The sequence below is a fragment of the Streptomyces sp. HUAS MS02 genome (genome assembly GCF_055702265.1).
This window is the reverse complement of record NZ_CM146747.1, coordinates 5,689,472-5,708,896: the sequence shown is the minus strand read 5'-3', so window position 1 is coordinate 5,708,896 and position 19,425 is coordinate 5,689,472. Positions and strand designations below refer to the sequence as shown.

The following is a 19,425-nucleotide window of genomic DNA, read 5'->3' as shown; positions in this document are numbered from 1 at the left end:
GACGGCCGCGACCCCCTCGCGTGGGAGGGGGCCCGCGGCCGTCGTACGGTCCCGGGTTCAGGCCGCGACCGGTTCCTTCGTCTCCGCCGTGGCGGCGGGGGCGGACTGCGGGGCCGCGCCCGGCTGGGTCTTGCGCATGCCCTTCAGGACGATGACCAGACCGGCCGTGACGGCCGTGCCGATCGCGATGGCGAGCAGGTAGAGGAACGGCTTGCCGATCAGCGGGGTGACCCAGATGCCGCCGTGCGGGGCGCGCAGGGTCGAGCCGAAGGCCATGGCCAGCGCGCCGGTGACCGCGCCGCCGGCCATGGAGGCGGGGATCACGCGCAGCGGGTCGCCGGCGGCGAACGGGATCGCGCCCTCGGAGATGAACGAGGCGCCGAGCACCCAGGCCGCCTTGCCGTTCTCGCGCTCGGCGGTGGTGAACAGCTTCTTGCGCAGGGTGGTGGCGAGGGCCATGCCCAGCGGCGGGACCATACCGGCCGCCATGACCGCAGCCATGATCTTCATCGCGGAGTCACTGGGGTCCTGCACGGCGATGCCGGCGGTGGCGAAGGCGTAGGCGACCTTGTTGACCGGGCCACCGAGGTCGAAGCACATCATCAGGCCGAGGAGGACGCCGAGCAGGATCGCGTTGCTGCCGGAGAGGCCGCTCAGCCAGTCCGTCATGCCCTTCTGGGCCTCGGCGATGGGCTTGCCGATGACCACCAGCATCAGGAAGCCGACGATCGTCGAGGAGACGAGCGGGATCACGACCACCGGCATGATGCCGCGCAGCACCGGCGGGATCTTGATCCGCTGGATGGCGAGGACGACCCCGCCGGCGATCAGGCCGGCGACCAGGCCGCCGAGGAAGCCGGCGTTGATGTTGGCGGCGATCATGCCGCCGACGAAGCCGGGGACGAGGCCGGGCCGGTCCGCCATGCCGTACGCGATGTAGCCGGCGAGGACGGGGATCAGGAAGCCGAAGGCGACGACGCCGATCTGGAACAGCAGGGCCGCCCAGCTGTCGACCTGCAGCCAGTCGAAGTGCTCGGTGACGGGCTTGGCGCTGTTGATCTCCCAGCCGCCGATCGCGAAGCCGAGGGCGATGAGCAGACCGCCCGCGGCGACGAACGGGACCATGTAGCTGACGCCGGACATCAGCCACTTGCGCAGCTTGGTGCCGTAGCCGTCGCCGGAGTCGCCCGCGCGGTCGACGGGGGTGCCGCCGGGGCGGGCGGCCGTGACCTCGCCGCGTTCGGCCTTGCCGCGGACCTCGGAGATCAGTTCGGCGGGGCGATTGATGCCCGCCTTCACCCCGACGTCGACGGTGGGCTTCCCGGCGAATCGGTCCTTCTCCCGTACGGGGACGTCGTGGGCGAAGATCACGCCGTCGGCGGCGGCGATGACGGCCGGGTCGAGGCGGGTGAAGCCGGCCGAGCCCTGTGTCTCGACGACGATCTCGACGTCACCGGCGTCGCGGCCCGCGTTCTCCAGCGACTCGGCGGCCATGTAGGTGTGGGCGATGCCGGTGGGGCACGAGGTGACGGCGACGATCCGGAAGGGGCGGGCCTCGGCGGGGGCCGTCGCTTCGGGCGCCGCCGGGACCGTCGCGGCCGGGGTGGCCGGAGCAGCCGGGGCGGGGGTCGCCGGGGCCGGGGTGGTGCTGACCGCGGCGGCGTCGGGGGAGGCCGTTCCGCCCGACGCCGCCGCGGAGTCTTCGGTGCTCTCGGTGCTCTCGGTGCTCTCGGTGCCCTCGGTGCTCTTGGTGTCGGTGCCTGCGGCGCTCTCGGCCGGGGCGTCGCCCCGGATCAGGGCGGCCGCGCGGGCGGCGTCGTCCACGGCGCGCAGCGCGTCCGTGAACTCGGTGTTCATGAGCTGGCGGGCGAGGGAGGAGAGGATCGTCAGGTGCGCGTCGTCCGCGCCCGCCGGGGCGGCGATCAGGAAGATCAGGTCGGCCGGGCCGTCGGGTGCGCCGAAGTCGACGCCGGCCGCGCTGCGGCCGAAGGCGAGGGTCGGCTCGGTGACGTGCTCGCTGCGGCAGTGGGGGATGCCGATGCCGCCGTCGAGGCCGGTCGGCATCTGCGCCTCACGGGCCGCCACGTCGGCCAGGAAGCCGTCCAGGTCGGTGACCCGGCCCTGCGCCACCATGCGCTCGGCGAGGGCACGCGCCGCCGCTTCCTTCGTTTCGGCGGACAGGTCGAGGTCGACCAGATCCGCGGTGATCATCTCGCTCATCGCGGGCTCCTTCGCACGCGTATCGCCCGGGGGCTGGGCAGGGCGGGGGTGGGGACGGAAGTGTGGGGGGCGGGGGCCTCGGGGGCCGACGGAGGGAGGGGGAGTGCCGGGGCGGCGGGTAAGCCAAAACGAATGTTCGTTCGCGGATGGCGGCTTCCGGTGATCCTCATGACGCCGGTGATCCTCATGACGCCGGTTCTCCTCATGACACCGGCTCCCTCAGCACCCGGTCCGTGGGCACCTCTCGTGTCACCGTCACCGCCGCCGGGTCCAGGTCGGCGGGGGTGGGCATGACGCTGCCCGGGAGTTGGACGGCCGCGGCGCCGTGGGCGACGGCCGAGGCGAGGGCGACCGGGCCCTGGCCGCCGGCGATGAGGAAGCCGGCGAGGGAGGAGTCGCCGGCGCCGACGTTGCTGCGGACGGTGTCGACGCGGGCGGTGCCGTACCAGGAGCCGTCGGCGTCGACGAGGAGTTGGCCGTCGGCGCCGAGGCTGGCCAGTACCGCGGTGGCGCCCATCTCCCGGAGTTCCTCGGCGGCCTTGACGGCGTCGCCGACGGTGGTGAGGGGGCGGCCCACGGCTTCGGCGAGTTCCTCGGCGTTGGGCTTGACGACGTCGGGGCGTTCGCGGAGCGCGGCGATGAGGGCCGGGCCGGAGGTGTCCAGGGCGATGCGGGCGCCGGCGGCGTGGGCGCGGGCGACGAGTTCGGCGTACCAGGACGGGGCTAGGCCGCGCGGGAGGCTGCCGCAGCAGGCGATCCAGGAGGCGTCGGCGGACTGGGCGCGGACGGTCTCCAGGAGGAGTTCCTGTTCGGCGGCGGAGAGCTCCGGGCCGGGCGCGTTGATCTTCGTCAGGACGCCGTCGGCCTCGGCGAGGGCGATGTTGGAGCGGGTCGCCCCGGCGACCGCCACGCGGGCGACCTCGATGCCCTGTGCGTCGAGCAGGTCCGCGACCAGTGCGCCGGGCGCGCCGCCGAGCGGCAGCACGGCCACGGTCCGGCGCCCGGCGGCGGCGACCGCTCGGGAGACGTTGACGCCCTTGCCGCCCGGGTCCATGCGTTCGCCGGTGGCCCGGATGACCTCGCCGCGGTCGAGGGAGGGGACCTCGTAGGTGCGGTCGAGGGAGGGGTTGGGGGTGACGGTGAGGATCATGAGCGGTGGTCCTTCCGGCCGTTGGCACCGGGGACGCCGAGGGCGCCCGCGCCGGCGGAGCCGCCCGGGCCGCCCGAGCCGCCGACAGGCTCGGTGCCCGGGACGCGCAGCACTTCGGTGCCCTTGCGTTCGATGGCGAGGGCATCCTCGGGACTCAGGCCGGAGTCGGTGATCAGCAGGTCCACGTCGCTCAGGTCGCCGAAGCGGGCGAAGTGTTCCTGGCCGTGCTTGGAGGAGTCGGCGAGCAGCACCACGCGGCGGGCGGCGCTCACCGCCGCCCGTTTCACGGCGGCCTCGGCGAGGTCGGGGGTGGTCAGGCCGTGGTCGGCGGAGAAACCATTGGCGGCCACGAAGAGGACGTCGGCGCGGATCTCGCCGTAGGCGCGGAGCGCCCACGCGTCGACGGCGGCGCGAGTGCGGTGGCGGACGCGGCCGCCGACGAGGTGGAGCTGGATGCCAGGGTGGTCGGCGAGGCGGGCGGCGATCGGCAGGCTGTGCGTGACCGCGGTGAGCGTGGCCTCCAGCGGGATGGCGGCGGCGAGGCGCGCGATCGTCGTACCGGCGTCGAGGACAACCGTGCCGTCGTTCGGGAGTTCGGCGAGGGCCGCCTGGGCGATGCGGTCCTTCTGGTCGGCCGCGGTGCCCTCGCGTTCGGCGAGGTCGGGCTCGAAGTCCAGGCGGCCGGCGGGGATCGCGCCGCCGTGCACCCGCTGGACGAGGCCGGCGCGGTCGAGGGCCTTCAGGTCGCGACGGATCGTCTCGGCCGTGACCTGGAACTCCTCCGCCAGCGACACCACGTCCACCCGGCCGCCGTCACGGGCGAGCCGGAGGATCTCCTGCTGCCGCTCCGGTGCGTACATGTCCGTTCGCCTCCGACTGATGCCCGATTCTGTGGTTTCGCTCGGAGGCTACGCCTGGATTTCAGGAAAGTAAACAGGTTCGGGCAACACTCGGGCCGACTCGGACATGATCGGGCGTGACGCGGACGGCGAGGGGCCCCGCACCACCTCAGGTGCGGGGCCCCTCGCACGCTCCTCGCGCGCCATTCGCGTGGTCCTCGCGCGCCATTCGCGTGCTCCTCGCGTGCCGCTCACGCGCCCGGACTATCCGGCCGAGATGGCCGGATCCTCGGCGTCGGCGAACTCCTCGGGGCTCGCGGCGGAGCGTCCCGGCAGGGCGAACATCAGCAGGAAGATCGCGGCCAGGACCGCCGCCACCCAGCCGAGCGCGTACTCGAAGGCGTCGACGAAGGCGGGGCCGATGTCGGCCGGCGCGAGACGGTCGTCCATGACGCCGAAGAAGACCACGGCGACCAGACCGAGCCCGAGGGCGTTGCCCATCTGCTGGACCGTGCTGATCAGCCCGGACGCGGAACCGGCGTGCTCACGCGGCACCCCGGAGAGGATCGCGTCGGTCAGCGGGGCGACGATGAGCCCCATGCCCGCACCCATCACGATCAGCGGGAGCGCCATCTGCCACGGGGTGATGGCGAGGCCGTACCGTTCGGACTCCGCCAGGTAGAGAAGCACACCGGCCGCCATCAGCAGCGCGCCCGCCTGGAGGACCTTGCGGCCGAAGCGCGGGACGAGTTTCTGGACGGACATCCCGGCCGCGACCGACACGGCGAGGGAGAACGGGATGCCGGTGAGGCCGGCCTTCAGGACGCTCCAGCCGAGGCCGGTCTGGAGGTAGAGGGTCCAGACGAGGAAGAAGACGCCGAGGGCGATTCCGAACACGGTCTGAACGGCGATGCCGGCCGCGAAGCTCTTCACCCGGAACAGGGACAGTTCGATCAGCGGGGAGCCGTCGCGCCCGGCCTTGCGCCGCTCGTACGCCACCAGCGCCGCGAACACGACGAGCGAGCCCGCCATCGAGATGTGGCCCCACAGCGGCCAGCCCGTCTCGTGGCCCCGGGTGAGCGGGTAGAGCAGCATCAGCAGCCCGCCGGTGACGAGCGCGACGCCGACGAGGTCCAGCTTCAGGGCGTGCGGGGCCTTCGACTCGGTGATGAAGCGGCGGCCCAGGATGAGCCCCGCGACACCGACCGGGAGGTTGATCAGGAAGATCGCCCGCCATTCCAGGCCGAGCGGGTTCCATTCGATGAGCAGGGCGCCGAGCAGGGGGCCGGAGACCGCGCCGAGGCCCACGACCGCGCCGAACAGCCCGAAGACCTTGCCGCGTTCGTGTGCCGGGAAGGTCGCGTGCACGATCGACAGGACCTGCGGCACCATCAGCGCGGCGGTCGCGCCCTGCGCGATCCGCGCCGCCACCAGCATCTCCGGGTTGGCGGCGAGCCCGCACAGCGCGGAGGCGAGCGTGAAGCCGCCGATGCCGAGGAGGAAGATCCGGCGGCGGCCGTGGATGTCGCCGAGCCGGCCGCCGGTGACGAGTCCCGCGGCGAAGGCGAGGGCGTAACCGGCGGTGATCCACTGGATCTGAGTGAAGCTGGCGGCTTCGCTCCGCTGGATGGAGGGGACGGCGATGTTGACGATGGTGACGTCGACGAGGTCCATGAAGGCGGCCGTCATGACGATGGCCAGGGCGATCCAGCGGCGGCGGTCGGCTCCGCCGGGGTGTGCGTCGAGCGTGGGGGGTGCGTCGAGCGCCGTCGGGGTTTCCGCCGGGGGTTCCGTGCGGGTTGTTCGTGGCTGATCGCGCCCACGCGACGGAGTCGCGGATGCATCAGCCCCGCGCCCCTTCAGGGCGCTCGTTGTCGAGGTCATGGCTTGAAGGTAGAGGTCGAGTAGGTCAGTCTGTGTCCTAGTTCTCCGGCATGCTCGGGGGCATGACTACCGACACTCCGGCGCGGCTCCTCCAGCTGCTGTCCCTCCTGCAGACGCCCCGCGAGTGGCCCGGGGGTGAACTGGCCGACCGGCTCGGGGTCTCGCGGCGCACCGTCCGGCGGGACATCGACCGACTGCGGGAGCTGGGTTATCCCGTGCAGGCGACGATGGGGGCCGACGGCGGCTACCGGCTGGTCGCGGGCAAGGCCATGCCCCCGCTCGTGCTGGACGACGAGGAGGCGGTGGCGATCGCGGTGGGGCTGCGGGCCGGGGCCGGGCACGCCGTGGAGGGGGTGGACGAGGCCTCCGTACGGGCGCTCGCCAAGCTGGAACAGGTGCTGCCGTCGCGGCTGCGCCACCGGGTCTCCACCCTGCAGGCCGCCACCACTCCCCTGACCAGTGGTGACGGGGCGACCGTGACGCCCGAGACGCTGACCGTGATGGCTTCGGCGGTGGCGGGGCACGAGCGGTTGCGGTTCGCCTACCGCTCCGGCGACGGGACGGACTCGCGTCGGCACTGCGAGCCGTACCGGCTCGTGTCGACCGGGCGCCGCTGGTATCTCGTCGCGTACGACCTCGACCGCGCCGACTGGCGGACCTTCCGGGTGGACCGGGTCGAGGAACCCTTCGCCACGGGCGCCCGGTTCGCGCCGCGCGAGCTGCCGACGGGGAGCGCGGAGGAGTATCTGAAGCAGTCGATCTACCAGCGGCAGGAGACGTACGAGTGCGACGTCACCTTCGCCGCGCCGGCCGAGGTCGTCGCGGCCCGGGTGCCCCGCTGGGTCGGTACGCCCGAGCCCGTCGACGAGCACAGCTGCCGGTTGCGGGCCTCCGTGGGTGACTCCGTGGAGTGGCTGGCGTTCCGGCTCGCGATGCTCGACTGCGACTTCACGGTGCATCAGCCGCCGGAACTGGTCTCCCACGTAAGGGAGTTGGGGGCGCGGCTGACGCGGGCGGCGGGCGACGCCGAAGGGTGAGGCGCGGGTGCCGACGCCTCTGACGTGCGCAGACGGCCCTCGACGGGATCCGGCGGGGTGGGCTCTGTGGCAGAATCTGCCGCTCGGGTCACCCCGGGGTTCAGGTCCGGGGTGGCCCGTCGGCGCCTCAGGGGGCGGAAATCGAGCCGGGCTTCGGCGCCAGGGGGGAGGCGCCGAAGCCCGGCTCTGGGAGAGTCCCGGCGCTGGGGGGAGAGCGTCGGGACTCGGCTTCGGATGACTGCGGTCGCGGCGGTCGAACTCCGGTCCCGGGCCTGAGGCTCCGGGCCGGTGAAGTCTGGGCCCGGAAGTCTTGTGCCCCGGGAACGGGGAGTTGAAGCGATGCAGTACGGCCAAGTAGCGGCGTAGTACAGCCAATCGGCGGCAAGGTACGGCCAGGCGTGGACGGTGTGTGGTCAGGCGTGGACTGCGTGCGGTCAAGCGTGGACAGCAGGCGGACGTTCGGTCGGACATCCGGCCGGACATGGCCGGTCATGGCCGACGCACTGCCGAGGTGTGGGCGGAGGGGCCGGGCCGGGCCCCGTGGCGGCCCCAGGGGGCGCGCCGTGACGGGGCCCTGGTCGGTGTGCGGCCGGATCAGGCGACGGCGTCGAAGCCGGTGTCGCGGGCGAGCTTCTTCAGTTCGAGCAGGGCGTGCTTCTCGATCTGACGGATCCGCTCGCGGGTGAGACCGTGCTCCTTGCCGACCTCGGTGAGGGTGCGCTCGCGGCCGTCCTCGATGCCGTACCGCATCTTGATGATGGACGCGGTGCGCTGGTCGAGGCGCCCGATGAGGCTGTCCAACTCCTCGCTGCGCAGCAGCGTGAGCACGGACTGCTCGGGCGAGACCGCGGAGGTGTCCTCCAGCAGGTCGCCGAACTGGGTGTCGCCGTCGTCGTCCACCGACATGTTCAGCGAGACCGGGTCGCGGGCCCAGTCGAGGACGTCGCTGACGCGGTCCGCGTTGGAACCGAGCTCGGCGGCGATCTCGGCGGGCTCGGGGTCGCGCCCGTGCTCGCGGTTGAACTCGCGCTGCACACGGCGGATCCGGCCCAGTTCCTCGACGAGGTGGACGGGCAGCCGGATGGTGCGCGACTGGTCGGCTATCGAGCGGGTGATGGCCTGACGGATCCACCAGGTGGCGTACGTCGAGAACTTGAAGCCCTTGCGGTAGTCGAACTTCTCCACCGCGCGGACCAGGCCGGCGTTCCCCTCCTGGATCAGGTCGAGCAGGGGCAGGCCGCTGCGCGGGTACCGCCGGGCGACGGCCACGACGAGGCGCAGGTTGGATCGGATGAAGATGTCCTTGGCCCGCTCGCTGTCGGCGACCAGGGCTTCGAGCTCCTCGCGGCTGGCGTCCGCCCTGGCCTGCTCCTCGCCGTCGAGGATCTGCTGTGCGAACACACCCGCCTCGATGATCTGGGACAGCTCGACTTCCTTGGCGGCGTCGAGCAGCGGTGTACGCGCGATCTCGTCGAGGTACATGCCGACCAGGTCGCGGTCGGCGATCTCGCCGCCAGAGGCGCGAACGCTGCGAGCCGCGTCGGTCCGGCCGGAGGCGGACGAACGACGAGCGGCGACGGCACGGGTTGCCATGCGTGCTCCCTTGCGATGGTGGGCTGGCAGGGTCGTATCTGGTCCTACGTGGGTCGTGATGCGGCCGCTCGGACACTCTCCCGAGTGCCCGGCTTCCGAAGGAAACAACGACTGGAATCAGGACAGAATTCCCAAGCCATCCCACTATTTTTCTGATCTTGCAGTACCCTGTGCCGCCACAGGAGGGGGCGTGATGTCGGCGGAGTCCGTAGAGGTGCAGGTCAGACCAGGAGTCGAGACCGACCTCGCCGTTCTCACCGACATCTACAACCACTACGTCCGTGAGACGCCCATCACATTCGATACCGCTGTCTTCACCCCGGAAGAGCGCCGCCCTTGGCTGCTCTCCCACCTTGAAGACGGACGGCATCGCCTGATGGTTGCCGTCGAGACCGGTTCACAGCGGATTCTGGGGTACGCCACGAGCAGCGCGTTTCGCGCGAGGCCGGCCTATGCCACCTCGGTGGAGGTGTCGGTGTACCTCGCCCCGGACGCGGGCGGCCGGGGCGTGGGCACGCTGCTGTACAAGGCACTGTTCGAGGCGCTCGCCGACGAGGACGTCCATCGCGCCTACGCGGGCATCGCCCAGCCGAACCTGCCGTCGACCCGACTGCACGAGCGCTTCGGGTTCCGGTACGTCGGCACCTATCGCGAGGTCGGGCGGAAGTTCGGGCGGTACTGGGATGTCGCGTGGTACGAGAAGGAACTGTGACTCCCTCCGACGCCTCCGGCCCGCTGACCGCCGCCCGGAACGTCGGCCCACTGACCGCCGCCCGGCCCTCGGGCTCACTGCTCGGCGGCTGCCGAGGAGTCCCTCATGGCCTTCCTCATGGTCTTCGCGGTGGTGCGGGGGTCATAGCCTTCGGGTACCCCTTCGACCAGGATGATGTCGCCCTGGATGTGGCGTGAGCGCAGCGGGGCGATCTCCTGGTACGCGGGCGAGTCCCACCAGGCGCGCGCCTCGGCGATGCCGGGGAAGCCGATCACCACGACGGCTCCGGGCCAGCTCCCCTCCTTCACCTCGTGCGGGGTGACATGCACGAGGAAGCGGCCGCCGTACGGCTCGAAGGTGGTCGGGATGCGCTCGATGTACTCGGCGATCTCCGGGTGCGGGGCGGCGTCCTTGAGGTGGGCTATGGCGTAGGCGGGCATGCGCGTCCCTCCGGTCGGTCCCGTCGACCGGGGCGGCCCCGTCGAGGGCGGCCCCCGTCGACCGGGGCGGTTGGGCTGTGTACGTCGTCGAGCCTGGCAGGCGTACGGGCCCGGGTCGATGACCTGTCAGGTAACCGCCCCCGGCCCGCGCCGTGCCCGTTCCCCGTGTCCCACGTACACGCGCCCCCGCCCTTGCGCCCTGCACCCGCGCCCGTGGTGTGTCAGCCGAACTGGACCGAGCGCTTTGCCAGGCCCATCCAGAAGCCGTCGATCACCGACTTCTGGGCGTCGAGTTCGCCGGCTGCCTCGGCCGCGCCCATCGTGACGAAGAGGGGGGCGAAGTGCTCCGTGCGGGGGTGGGCCAGCCGTCCGGCCGGGGACTTGTGGAGGAAGTCCAGGAGGGCGTCCCAGTCGCGGGACTCCAGGGCCCGGCGGCCCCAGTCGTCGAACTCGGTGGACCAGGTCGGCACCCCGGCCTGCCGCAGGGCGGCGAGGTTGTGGGTGAAGAAACCGGAGCCGATGATCAGCACGCCCTCGTCGCGGAGGGGCGCGAGCCTGCGGCCGACGTCCATCAGCTTCAGCGGGTCCAGGGTCGGCATGGAGATCTGCAGGACCGGGATGTCGGCGTCGGGGTACATCTCGACGAGGGGGACGTACGCGCCGTGGTCGAGGCCCCGGTCCGGGATGTCCTGGACGGGGGTGCCGGGGGCCTGGAGCAGCTTGCGGACCGAGGCCGCCAGCTCGGGGGCGCCAGGAGCGCCGTACTGGACCTGGTAGTAGTGCTCGGGGAAGCCCCAGAAGTCGTAGACCAGGGGGACGGTGTGGACCGCGCCGAGGGCGAGGGGGGCCTCCTCCCAGTGGGCGGAGACCATGAGGACGGCCTTGGGGCGGGGCAGCTTCGCGGCCCAGGCGGCGAGTTCGCCGGGCCAGATCGGGTCGTCGGCGAGCGGTGGGGCCCCGTGACTCAGGTACAGGGCGGGCATGCGCTCGACGGTGGCGGCGGACATAGGGGTGACTCCCTCAAAACCTGCGCGACGCACACGACACACACGCCTCGGTGGGCCTGGCAGTCGCTTCTGTCTCCTTGGTCACGCCCGGCACTCCGGGCGCTTGAGACCTCTCCCAACTCCCCAGTAGTTGAAGTCTCAATAGTTCTTGTTTCACATTACATCTCTATAGTTCAAATTTCAAGGAGGGGCCTCGTACAGTGGGGGCATGAAGACCGCATCCGCCGACGAAGAACCCCGCTGGCTCACGGACGAGGAGCAGCGCACCTGGGTCGCCTATGTGCACGCCAAAACCCTGCTCGAAGACCATCTCGATCGCCAGTTGCAGCGTGACGCGGGCATGCCGCACCTCTACTACCACATGCTCGTGGTGCTGTCCGACGCGCCGCAGCGGCGGCTGCGGATGACGGAGCTGGCGATGCAGACGAAGATCACGCGTTCGCGCCTGTCGCACGCCGTGGCCCGGCTGGAGAAGAACGGGTGGGTGCGGCGCGAGAACTGCCCCGTGGACAAGCGGGGGCAGTTCGCGGTTCTCACGGACGGCGGGTACGAGACGCTTCGCAAGAGCGCGCCCGGGCATGTGGCGGCGGTGCGGCAGGCGCTGTTCGACCGGTTGTCGCCGGAACAGCAGAAAGCCCTCGGCGAGATCATGGAGATCGTCGCGGAGGGGCTTCAGCCGTCGGAGGCGGGGGCGGATCTGCCTTGGCTGCGGTAGGGGTTCTTCCGTCGTGGATACCGGCGTGAATACAGGCGTGGATACCGGCATGGATACCGGCGTGGAGATGTGCGGGTGAGCGGGGGCTGGTCGCGTAGTTCCCCGCGCCCCTGACCGGGCGCCGTCGCGGGAGTGGAGCAGGGGCTTTGGGGCCCCTGCTCCACCCGTTCCGTCATCGGTGTCCGTCGGGTTCCGGTGCCGTGGTCAGTGGGCGATCACCGGGACCTTGGCCTCGTTCGTCGCGCCCTCGCCCTCGGCCGTGGTCGCCGTCATGTCGGGCTTGCCCGTCGTGACGAAGGTGAAGGCGATGGCGGCGGAGGCCACGAGGATGCCCACGGCGAACCAGATGGCGTTGGTGTACCCGTGGACCATGCCCTGGAGCTGGACCAGCTGGGCCGCCGGCTTCGAGGTGGCCGAGCCGATGTGGTCCGCGACGTAGGACGTGGTGGCGGAGGCGGCGATGGTGTTCAGCAGGGCCGTACCGATGGCGCCACCGACCTGCTGGGAGGTGTTGACCATGGCGGAGGCCACGCCCGAGTCACGCGCTTCGACCCCGTAGGTCGCCAGGGACATCGCCGGCATGAACGCCGTACCCATACCGAGGCCGAGCAGCAACTGGGCCGGCAGCAGCAGGGTGGCGTACGAGGAACCGACCTCCATCTGGGTCAGCAGGAGCATGCCGAGACCGGCGACCAGGAAGCCCGGGGCCATCAGCAGGCGCGGCGCGACCCGGGTCATCAGACGGGTGCCGATCTGCGTCGAGCCGATGATCATGCCCGCGATCATGGGCAGGAAGGCGAAGCCGGTCTTGACCGGGGAGTACCCCTTCACGATCTGCAGGTAGTAGGTCAGGAAGAGGAACAGGCCGAACATCGCGATGATCGCGAGGCCGAGGGAGAGGTAGACACCACCACGGTTGCGCTCGGTGATCACGCGCAGGGGCAGCAGCGGGGCCTTGACCTTGGACTCGACGAACACGAAGGCGGCGAGGAGTGCCGCCGAGGCGACGAACAGGGTGATCGTCATCGAGTCGCCCCACCCGTCGGACTCGGCCCGCGTGAAGCCGTAGACGAGGGAGACCAGGCCCAGGGTGGACAGGACGACGCCGGGGATGTCGAGCGGGGAGCGGTTGCGGCCGCCCGCGGGCTCCCGGATGACGAAGTACGCGCCGACCGCGGCGATCACCGCGAACGGGATGTTGACGAAGAACGTCCAGCGCCAGTCCAGGTACTCGGTGAGGAAGCCGCCGAGGATCAGGCCGACGGCGCCGCCGCCACCGGCGATCGCGCCGTAGATGCCGAACGCCTTCGCGCGCTCCTTGGCGTCGGTGAACATCACCGCGAGGAGGGAGAGCGCGGCGGGCGCGAGCAGCGCGCCGAAGGCGCCCTGGAGCGCGCGGGCGCCCAGCATCATCGCCTCACCGGTGGCCGCGCCACCCAGTGCGGAGGCGCCGGCGAAGCCGATCAGACCGGTGACGAAGGTGCGCTTGCGGCCCCAGAGGTCGGAGATGCGGCCACCGAAGAGAAGCAGACCGCCGAAGGCCAGGGCGTACGCGGTGATGACCCACTGCCGGTTGCCGTCGGATATGCCGAGGTCCTGCTGGGCGGAGGGGAGGGCGATGTTCACGATGGTCGCGTCGAGCACGACCATCAGCTGGGCGAGGGCGATGAAGACGAGCGCTTTCCAGCGGTTGGCGTGCGCGTCGTCTGCCTCTGATGCCTTTGTCTGTGATGCCTCGGACGACTTGGATGTGCCGACTGTTTCGGACATGGAGGTACCCACTTCGGGACTTCGTGACGGAAAAAAAGATCGGTGAGCGGCCCGCCGGCGGCGACGGCGACGGGCGTTGAACTCAGCTGGTCAGGACAGGATCAGGACGGGGTCCGGACAGGGCCCGGACAAGGATCAGGACAGGCGGTTCGGTAAGGGGGTTCAGGACGGGCAGGGCCTCCGCAGGTCCTCCACGGTCACCGGGGTGCCGGGCAGTTCGGAGGGGGCCGGGGCGCGCAGCCCGTCCAGGAACAGTTGCAGATGGCGGTGGAGGAAGCGGTCGACGCCCGCGCACTGGGTGCCGGCCGGTGGCCTGCTGAGCTGGCTGACGGCGATCATCAGGTCGCCGACACCCACGTCGGAGCGCAGCTGCCCGGCTTCCCGGGCGCGCCGCATGATCTTTTCGATCTGCTCCTCCAGGCGCTCGCGTGCCGCCTCCAGGTCGGGGTGGTGCTTGTCGAACGTGCTCTGGATCATCGGGCAGAGGGCGCTGACCCGTTCGTCGGCCGAGGTGTGCACGAAGCGCGAGAGCGCCTCGAACGCGTCACCGGTCTCGGTGAGCGCGGCCTCGGCCGCGAGGGTCGTGCGGTCCATGACCGAGCAGACGACCTCACGGACCAGCGCGTCGCGGTCCGGGAAGTTGCGGTACAGCGTGGCGTTGCCGACACCGGCCCGGCGGGCGATTTCGTCGAGCGGCACCTCGGGGCCGAACTCGACGAACATCTCCCGGGCGGCGGTGACGATCCGCTCCCGGTTGCGCAGGGCGTCCGCCCGAGGGCGAGGCATCCTGCGACGCACGGCGGTGGCGGTGCTGCTCTCCACGACGTACTCCTCTGCCTGATCCAGTGGTGTGGGGGGCGCCGGTGACGATCCGGGGATGGAGTCCCCGTTTCGCTCGGACGAAGGGGTAAACGGGGAAACGGTCCCCGGTTATTTCCCCTCGCCGAAGTCTTTTGGCGTGACCTGGGTCACACATGGGGCGGGACCCACGTTCGGCCCTTCCAGCGCGCGCCCGCGCACCCGTCGAACCAGGGTGATCAAAGGGCGCAGCCTCGTCACCGGACGGCTGCCGTGGAGCGAAGGGCGCGGGCATGCAGCAGCTGTTCCGCAGAAACGGGATACCTCCGCGCCGGATACGTCCGCGCCGGGCCGTCGCGCTCGCGTCCGTCACCGCCCTCACGCTCGCGGTCAGCACCTCCGCCGGCACCGGGCGCCTGATGGCGAAGGACAGCACGACGACGGCCGCGGGGGCCACCGCCGTGGTCCGCGGTTCGGCGCTCGGCCCCTGCCTGATCCGCGGCTCGCTCGGCACCCAGATGTCCGAGGGCATCCCGACCCCGCCGGGCTACTCCCGCTCCACCGGCACGGTCCGCGCCCTCAACCTGATGATCGACTTCTCGGACGCCCCCGGTGAGGGCAGCGCGATGGACCGCTTCGCGGAGTTCGCGCCCCAGACGCAGAAATGGTTCAGGACGAGTTCGTACGGCCGTATCGACTACCGTCCCGAGGCGCCGCTCACCGAGTGGCTGCGGATGCCGAGATCCTTCCGCTCCTACGACATAGAGCGCGGCGCCCCGTTCGACCCCGGCTACCGCCGGCTGGTCCAGGACATGGTGCGGGCCGCCGATCCGCTGGTGGACTTCCGCTCGTACGACCTCGTCAACGTCCTCGTCACCCCGAACGCGGGTCCCTCCGCCCTGGACACGGTCCTGTCGGTGACGTTCGCGGGCAACCGGGAGGCGCCGGTCGCGGACGGGGTGCCGGTCGCCAACGCGTCCTTCGTCTACAGCCGCCAGGACGACGGCTCGGGGTCGTACGGGGAGACCGGGTACCGGGTGCTGCCGCACGAGAACGGGCATGTCTTCGGCCTTCCCGACCTCTACACCCATGAGGGCGGGGGCGCGGTCGGCCACTGGGACATCATGAGCGAGGACTGGGGCGTCGACAACGATCTGCTGGGCTGGCACAAGTGGAAGCTGGGGTGGCTCGACGAGACGCAGGTCTCGTGCGTGGCGGCCGTCGGCTCCGCGGAGTACGTGCTGACGCCGCTCGCCGCCGGGGGTGGGGCGAAGCTGGTCGTCGTGCCGCTGAGTTCCCGTGCGGCGTACGTCGCGGAGTTGCGGACGCGGGCGGGCAACGATGCGGTGGTGTGCCGGCCGGGGGTGCTGGTGTACCGGGTCGACGCGGCCGTCGACACCGGGAACGGGCCGATCAAGGTCCACGACGCGCGGCGCGACAGCGGGGGGTGCACGCGCAGCCCCAACGTCCACGCGGAACTGTCCGACGCGCCGCTCGTGCCTGGCGAGACGTTCAAGGACGCGCGGGCGGGGGTGGAGATCGCTGTGGCGGGGGTGGATGTCGGGGGGAACCATCGGGTGGTGGTGAGTCGGCGGTGAGGGGGGCGGGGGGTAGTGGGTAGTGGGTGCGTTTGCGGCCGCGCGGCGCTGAACGACTCCGGCCCCGCGCCCCTGAAAAGCACGGGGCGCAGCCCCTGCTTTTCAGGGGCGCGGGGAACTGCGCGAGAAGCCCCACCGGGCCCACGGCCGCAAACGAACCCGCACCCCCGAGCCCCAAGGCGCCCGGCACAGCGGCGCAGCCCCACCGCACTACCGTGAACCCATGCTCCCGAACGCCTCCGACGCGGCCGCCACCCCCTCCCCCGCGCCCCCCGAAGCCGTCGCCCCCCTGATGCGGGGGATCACCGTGCTGCGCCGGCTCACCGAAGCGGACGGCACGCTGAGCCCGAGCGCGCTGGAGAAGGCGACCGGCCTCGCGCGTTCCACCGTGGACCGCATCACGGGGACGCTGGCCCGCATGGGCTATGTACGACTGGACGGCCGCGACGCGGTCCTCGCCCCCCGCCTGATGGAGCTGGGCAACGCCTACCTGGCCGCCATCCGCCTCCCCCGCCTCCTGGACGCCCACGCGGACGCCCTCGCCGACGAGCTCGACGAGTCGGTGTCCCTGGCGGTCCGCGACCAGGACGGCGTCCGCTTCATCCACCAGGCCACCCGCCGCCGCGCGATGTCCCTCAGCTTCCGCATCGGCGACCTCCTCCCCGCCGAACGCACCGCGCCCGGCCCGCTGTTCGCCACCGAGTGGGACCCGGCCGACTGGTCCCGCTGGCGCGCCCGCCGCACGGCCGACCCGGAGGGCCACGGCTTTCCGGCGGTGCCTCCGCGCGGCGGCGCCTACGACGACTTCGAGGACCGCACGGCACGGGCGGCCGCGCAGGGGTGGGCGCTGGACGACCAGTTGATCGAACCGGGGCTGGTGGCCGTGTCCGTACCCGTGCGGGATCCCCGTACGGGACGGGTCGCGTGCGTGGCGAGCGTCGTCAGCCACACGAGCCGGCACACCGCCGACTCGCTGCGCGAGACGCTGCTGCCCCGACTGCGGGCGACGGTGGCGCAGATGGAACGAGAGCTGCGGGAGTCGGCGAAGCCACGGGCAGCCGCCGCGGCGGTGGACGGCGGTGGGCCGGCGTCCTCCGGCCTCGCCGACTGGACGGGCGCCTCCAAGCAGGAACTGGGCCGGGAGTTCGTCGAGTCGCTAGCCCGGGGGCTGACCGTGATCACCTCGTTCGGCGAGGGCCGGGCCGCGCTCACCCTCACCGAGGTCGCGCAGGCCACCGGGCTCGCCCGGGCGACGGCCCGACGGGCGCTGATCACCCTCGAACACCTCGGGTACGTGGAGTCGTACGACCGCGTCTTCCGTCTGACACCCCGGGTGCTGGGCCTGGGCTTCCCGCCCCTGTCGATGCTGCCCCTCTCCGGGATCGCCGCGCCGCACCTGGCCGAACTCTCCGCGCGCGTCCACGAATCGGCGTCCCTCTCGGTCCTCACCGACGGCGGGCACGAGGTGCAGTACACGGCGCGGGTCGCCACCAGCCGCATCATGAGCGTCAACATCACCCTCGGGACGCGGCTGCCGGCGTACGCGACGTCCCTGGGCCGGGTGATGCTCGCCGACCTGCTGCCCGAGGTCCCCCTGCCGGAGACTCCCGCCCCGCTGACCCCGCACACGGTCACCGACCGCCGGGAACTGCTGACGATCCTGGAACGGGTACGCGACGCCGGATACGCCCTCGTCGACGGGGAGTTGGAGGAGGGGCTGCGCTCCATCGCCGTACCCGTGCGGGAGCGGGGCGGGCGGGTCGTCGCCGCGGTGAACGTCGCGATGCACAGCAGCCGGCGGTCGGTCGAGGAGTGCGTGGCGGAGGTACTGCCCGCGCTGCGGGACGCGGCGAGCCGGATCGAGGCGGAACTGGCGGTGGCGGGGATGTTCCGGCGGGTACCGGGCGTCTGACGTCGCCCGGACGGACGGCACACCTCGTGCCCCACCAGCCCTGCGCACACCGTACGCTGGTCGCGTCAGCCGTACGCAGGACGCGGTCGCAGTCCCAGTCGCGGTATCAAAAGGCGTGAGCGGCAAGATCAGGCGCAGGTAGAGGAGAACGCACCCCATGGCACCCGAGAAGCCGGTCAAGAAGCAGGAGGGGTTCCCGTCGGTCTGGACCCGGCCCCGGACCGGGCGGGAGCAGCCCGCGTTGAGCCGGGAACAGATCGTGGCCGAGGCGCTGCGGCTGCTCGACGAGGAGGGCATCGACGCGCTGAGCATGCGCAAGCTCGGCGCCCGCCTGGGAGCCGGCGCGACCTCCCTCTACCGCCACGTCGCCAACAAGGACGAGCTGCTGGAGCTGGCCGTCGACGAGATCTACGGCGAGATCGAGGTCACCGCCATTCCCGACCCGGCGAACTGGCGTACCGACACAGCCAGTTGTGCCCACAACCTGCGCACCACGATCCTGCGCCACCCGTGGCTCGCCGCCGTCCTCGGCGAGCTGGGCATGTCCTATCTCGGCCCGAACTGGATGCGGGTCTCGGAGGCCATGCTGAGGCTGCTGACCACCGCCGGATTCCCGGCCGACGAGGCCGACCGGGCGCTCACCACGGTCGTCGCGTACGTCACCGGCACGGCGACCGCCGAGGCCGCCTGGCTCAACGTCCTCGCCCGCAGCGGCCAGGACGAGCAGAGCGTGGTCGAACAGCTGTGGCCCGCAGCCGAGGAGGCCGCCCAGGACTACCCACTGCTGCGCGAGGGCTACGCCGAACAGCGCGGCACGGACCCCCGGGCGGCCCGGGAGGAGGGGTTCCAGTACGGCCTTGACCGGGTGCTGGACGGACTGGCGACGCGGCTGAAGTGACCCTCGATTCCCCTTGTCCGTCTAGCCGTTGACGCCCGTGTACTTGCCGAGGCTCCAGTTCCACAGCAGCCGGGACAGGACGAACGCGGTGAGGCCGATGAAGGGTGAGGCCACCGCGAGCGCCTCCGGTACGCCCATCGCGTCCCCGTGGCCGGTCAGGACGCCGGCCGGGAAGTAGGCGATGAACGCGAGCGGTACGACGAAGGTGAACGCGGCGGACGCGGCCTTCGGGAGGATGCTCAGCGGATAGCTGCCGAACGTGCCCATCAACTCCTCCAGCCACTGGCTCCAGTACGACGTGGCCGGGAAGTGGAACGCGGCGGCGGCGAGGGCCGTGAAGAGCGCGGCCTCCACCAGCATGCCGCCGAGGACACCGGCCACCACGTACGTGATCCGGCCGGCCGTCCAGTCCAGGGAGCTGCGGTGGAGCGCGGCGACGAACAGGCCGACCGCGACGAACAGGTCGCCGATGGCGTTGACCGGGAAGAACGTCAGCTGGACCTGTCGGTAGACCGGCATCGGGCGGATCAGACAGGGGTCGACAATCCCCTCCTGGACGAGCGTGTTCATGTACTGGATCCGGCCGAGGAAGAGCACGTACAGGCCGTGGGCCAGCATGCGCATGCTGGCGATGAGCAGCACGTCGGAGCTGGACCAGCCGCCGAGGCCGGGGAACCGGGTGAGCAGGACGGAGGCGAAGACGACGATGGAGACCTGCCAGATCGCCCCGACGGCGACCCCCATCAGGAACTCGCCCCGGTACTCCAGCCGGGCCTTGAAGTTGAGCTTGGTGATCCGCCAGACGACGCGCCAGGCGTGCGCGGGTCCGTTGGGTGTGGTCTCCGTGGTCAT

General features: G+C 71.5%; 16 protein-coding genes. 6 read left to right on the top strand and 10 right to left on the bottom strand.

Going from position 1 to position 19,425, the window contains the following annotated elements; all coding sequences use genetic code 11:
- Window positions 1-57: 57 nt before the first annotated feature.
- The 4 genes from ACZ9QC_RS24665 to ACZ9QC_RS24650 all read right to left on the bottom strand — a co-directional run bounded on the left by ACZ9QC_RS24665 (window position 58) and on the right by ACZ9QC_RS24650 (window position 6,093).
- The gene (locus ACZ9QC_RS24665; RefSeq protein WP_472915113.1) at window positions 58-2,220 is read right to left on the bottom strand and encodes a PTS fructose transporter subunit IIABC; all 2,163 of its coding nucleotides are present in this window, start codon (window positions 2,218-2,220) and stop codon (window positions 58-60) included.
- Window positions 2,221-2,422: 202 nt separating this feature from the next.
- A complete protein-coding gene (gene pfkB, locus ACZ9QC_RS24660) occupies window positions 2,423-3,370 on the bottom strand; it encodes a 1-phosphofructokinase (RefSeq protein ID WP_472915112.1) in 948 nt (315 codons plus the stop codon).
- Window positions 3,367-4,230 (bottom strand): DeoR/GlpR family DNA-binding transcription regulator, encoded by an 864-nt coding sequence (locus ACZ9QC_RS24655; protein ID WP_472915111.1) that lies wholly within the window; start codon window positions 4,228-4,230, stop codon window positions 3,367-3,369. The genes pfkB and ACZ9QC_RS24655 overlap by 4 nt, the downstream gene beginning before the upstream one ends.
- 243 nt (window positions 4,231-4,473) lie before the next feature.
- Entirely contained in the window at window positions 4,474-6,093 is a 1,620-nt protein-coding gene (locus ACZ9QC_RS24650) for an MFS transporter (protein WP_472915110.1), read from the bottom strand.
- Between the two features lie 62 nt (window positions 6,094-6,155).
- Here ACZ9QC_RS24650 and ACZ9QC_RS24645 point away from each other — a divergent pair, with 62 nt between their 5' ends.
- On the top strand, window positions 6,156-7,130 hold the full coding sequence (locus ACZ9QC_RS24645; protein ID WP_472915109.1) for a helix-turn-helix transcriptional regulator: 975 nt from the start codon (window positions 6,156-6,158) through the stop codon (window positions 7,128-7,130).
- Between the two features lie 594 nt (window positions 7,131-7,724).
- Here the strand turns inward: ACZ9QC_RS24645 and ACZ9QC_RS24640 are convergent.
- Window positions 7,725-8,723 carry a sigma-70 family RNA polymerase sigma factor gene (locus ACZ9QC_RS24640; protein ID WP_472915108.1) on the bottom strand — a complete coding sequence of 333 codons (999 nt, stop codon included), beginning with the start codon at window positions 8,721-8,723 and terminating at the stop codon, window positions 7,725-7,727.
- 193 nt (window positions 8,724-8,916) lie between these two features.
- On the opposite strand from ACZ9QC_RS24640, the gene ACZ9QC_RS24635 reads away from it, so the two are divergent.
- Window positions 8,917-9,435 (top strand): GNAT family N-acetyltransferase, encoded by a 519-nt coding sequence (locus ACZ9QC_RS24635; RefSeq protein ID WP_472915107.1) that lies wholly within the window; start codon window positions 8,917-8,919, stop codon window positions 9,433-9,435.
- 74 nt (window positions 9,436-9,509) lie between these two features.
- Here ACZ9QC_RS24635 and ACZ9QC_RS24630 read toward each other — a convergent pair whose 3' ends face one another.
- Both ACZ9QC_RS24630 and ACZ9QC_RS24625 read right to left on the bottom strand, forming a co-directional pair.
- Entirely contained in the window at window positions 9,510-9,875 is a 366-nt protein-coding gene (locus tag ACZ9QC_RS24630; protein ID WP_472915106.1) for a DUF1330 domain-containing protein, read from the bottom strand.
- Window positions 9,876-10,096: 221 nt separating this feature from the next.
- Window positions 10,097-10,882, bottom strand: coding sequence for a dioxygenase family protein (locus ACZ9QC_RS24625; protein ID WP_472915105.1), 786 nt, complete (start codon window positions 10,880-10,882; stop codon window positions 10,097-10,099).
- Between the two features lie 208 nt (window positions 10,883-11,090).
- Here ACZ9QC_RS24625 and ACZ9QC_RS24620 point away from each other — a divergent pair, with 208 nt between their 5' ends.
- Window positions 11,091-11,597: a MarR family winged helix-turn-helix transcriptional regulator gene (locus ACZ9QC_RS24620; protein ID WP_472915104.1), complete on the top strand. Its 507-nt coding sequence runs from the start codon at window positions 11,091-11,093 to the stop codon at window positions 11,595-11,597.
- A gap of 204 nt (window positions 11,598-11,801) precedes the next feature.
- On the opposite strand, the gene ACZ9QC_RS24615 is transcribed toward ACZ9QC_RS24620, so the two are convergent.
- Both ACZ9QC_RS24615 and ACZ9QC_RS24610 read right to left on the bottom strand, forming a co-directional pair.
- Complete coding sequence (locus ACZ9QC_RS24615) at window positions 11,802-13,367, bottom strand: MFS transporter (RefSeq protein WP_472915103.1); 1,566 nt, start codon at window positions 13,365-13,367, stop codon at window positions 11,802-11,804.
- Between the two features lie 162 nt (window positions 13,368-13,529).
- Window positions 13,530-14,153 carry a TetR/AcrR family transcriptional regulator gene (locus ACZ9QC_RS24610; protein ID WP_472921793.1) on the bottom strand — a complete coding sequence of 208 codons (624 nt, stop codon included), beginning with the start codon at window positions 14,151-14,153 and terminating at the stop codon, window positions 13,530-13,532.
- 305 nt (window positions 14,154-14,458) lie between these two features.
- Here ACZ9QC_RS24610 and ACZ9QC_RS24605 point away from each other — a divergent pair, with 305 nt between their 5' ends.
- The 3 genes from ACZ9QC_RS24605 to ACZ9QC_RS24595 all read left to right on the top strand — a co-directional run bounded on the left by ACZ9QC_RS24605 (window position 14,459) and on the right by ACZ9QC_RS24595 (window position 18,573).
- Window positions 14,459-15,763, top strand: a complete 1,305-nt coding sequence (locus ACZ9QC_RS24605) for a M6 family metalloprotease domain-containing protein (RefSeq protein WP_472915102.1) — start codon at window positions 14,459-14,461, stop codon at window positions 15,761-15,763.
- A 223-nt stretch (window positions 15,764-15,986) separates the two neighbouring features.
- Window positions 15,987-17,675 carry an IclR family transcriptional regulator domain-containing protein gene (locus ACZ9QC_RS24600; protein WP_472915101.1) on the top strand — a complete coding sequence of 563 codons (1,689 nt, stop codon included), beginning with the start codon at window positions 15,987-15,989 and terminating at the stop codon, window positions 17,673-17,675.
- A 157-nt stretch (window positions 17,676-17,832) separates the two neighbouring features.
- Window positions 17,833-18,573 carry a TetR/AcrR family transcriptional regulator gene (locus tag ACZ9QC_RS24595; protein WP_472915100.1) on the top strand — a complete coding sequence of 247 codons (741 nt, stop codon included), beginning with the start codon at window positions 17,833-17,835 and terminating at the stop codon, window positions 18,571-18,573.
- 21 nt (window positions 18,574-18,594) lie between these two features.
- On the opposite strand, the gene ACZ9QC_RS24590 is transcribed toward ACZ9QC_RS24595, so the two are convergent.
- Window positions 18,595-19,425: an ABC transporter permease gene (locus ACZ9QC_RS24590; RefSeq protein WP_472915099.1), complete on the bottom strand. Its 831-nt coding sequence runs from the start codon at window positions 19,423-19,425 to the stop codon at window positions 18,595-18,597.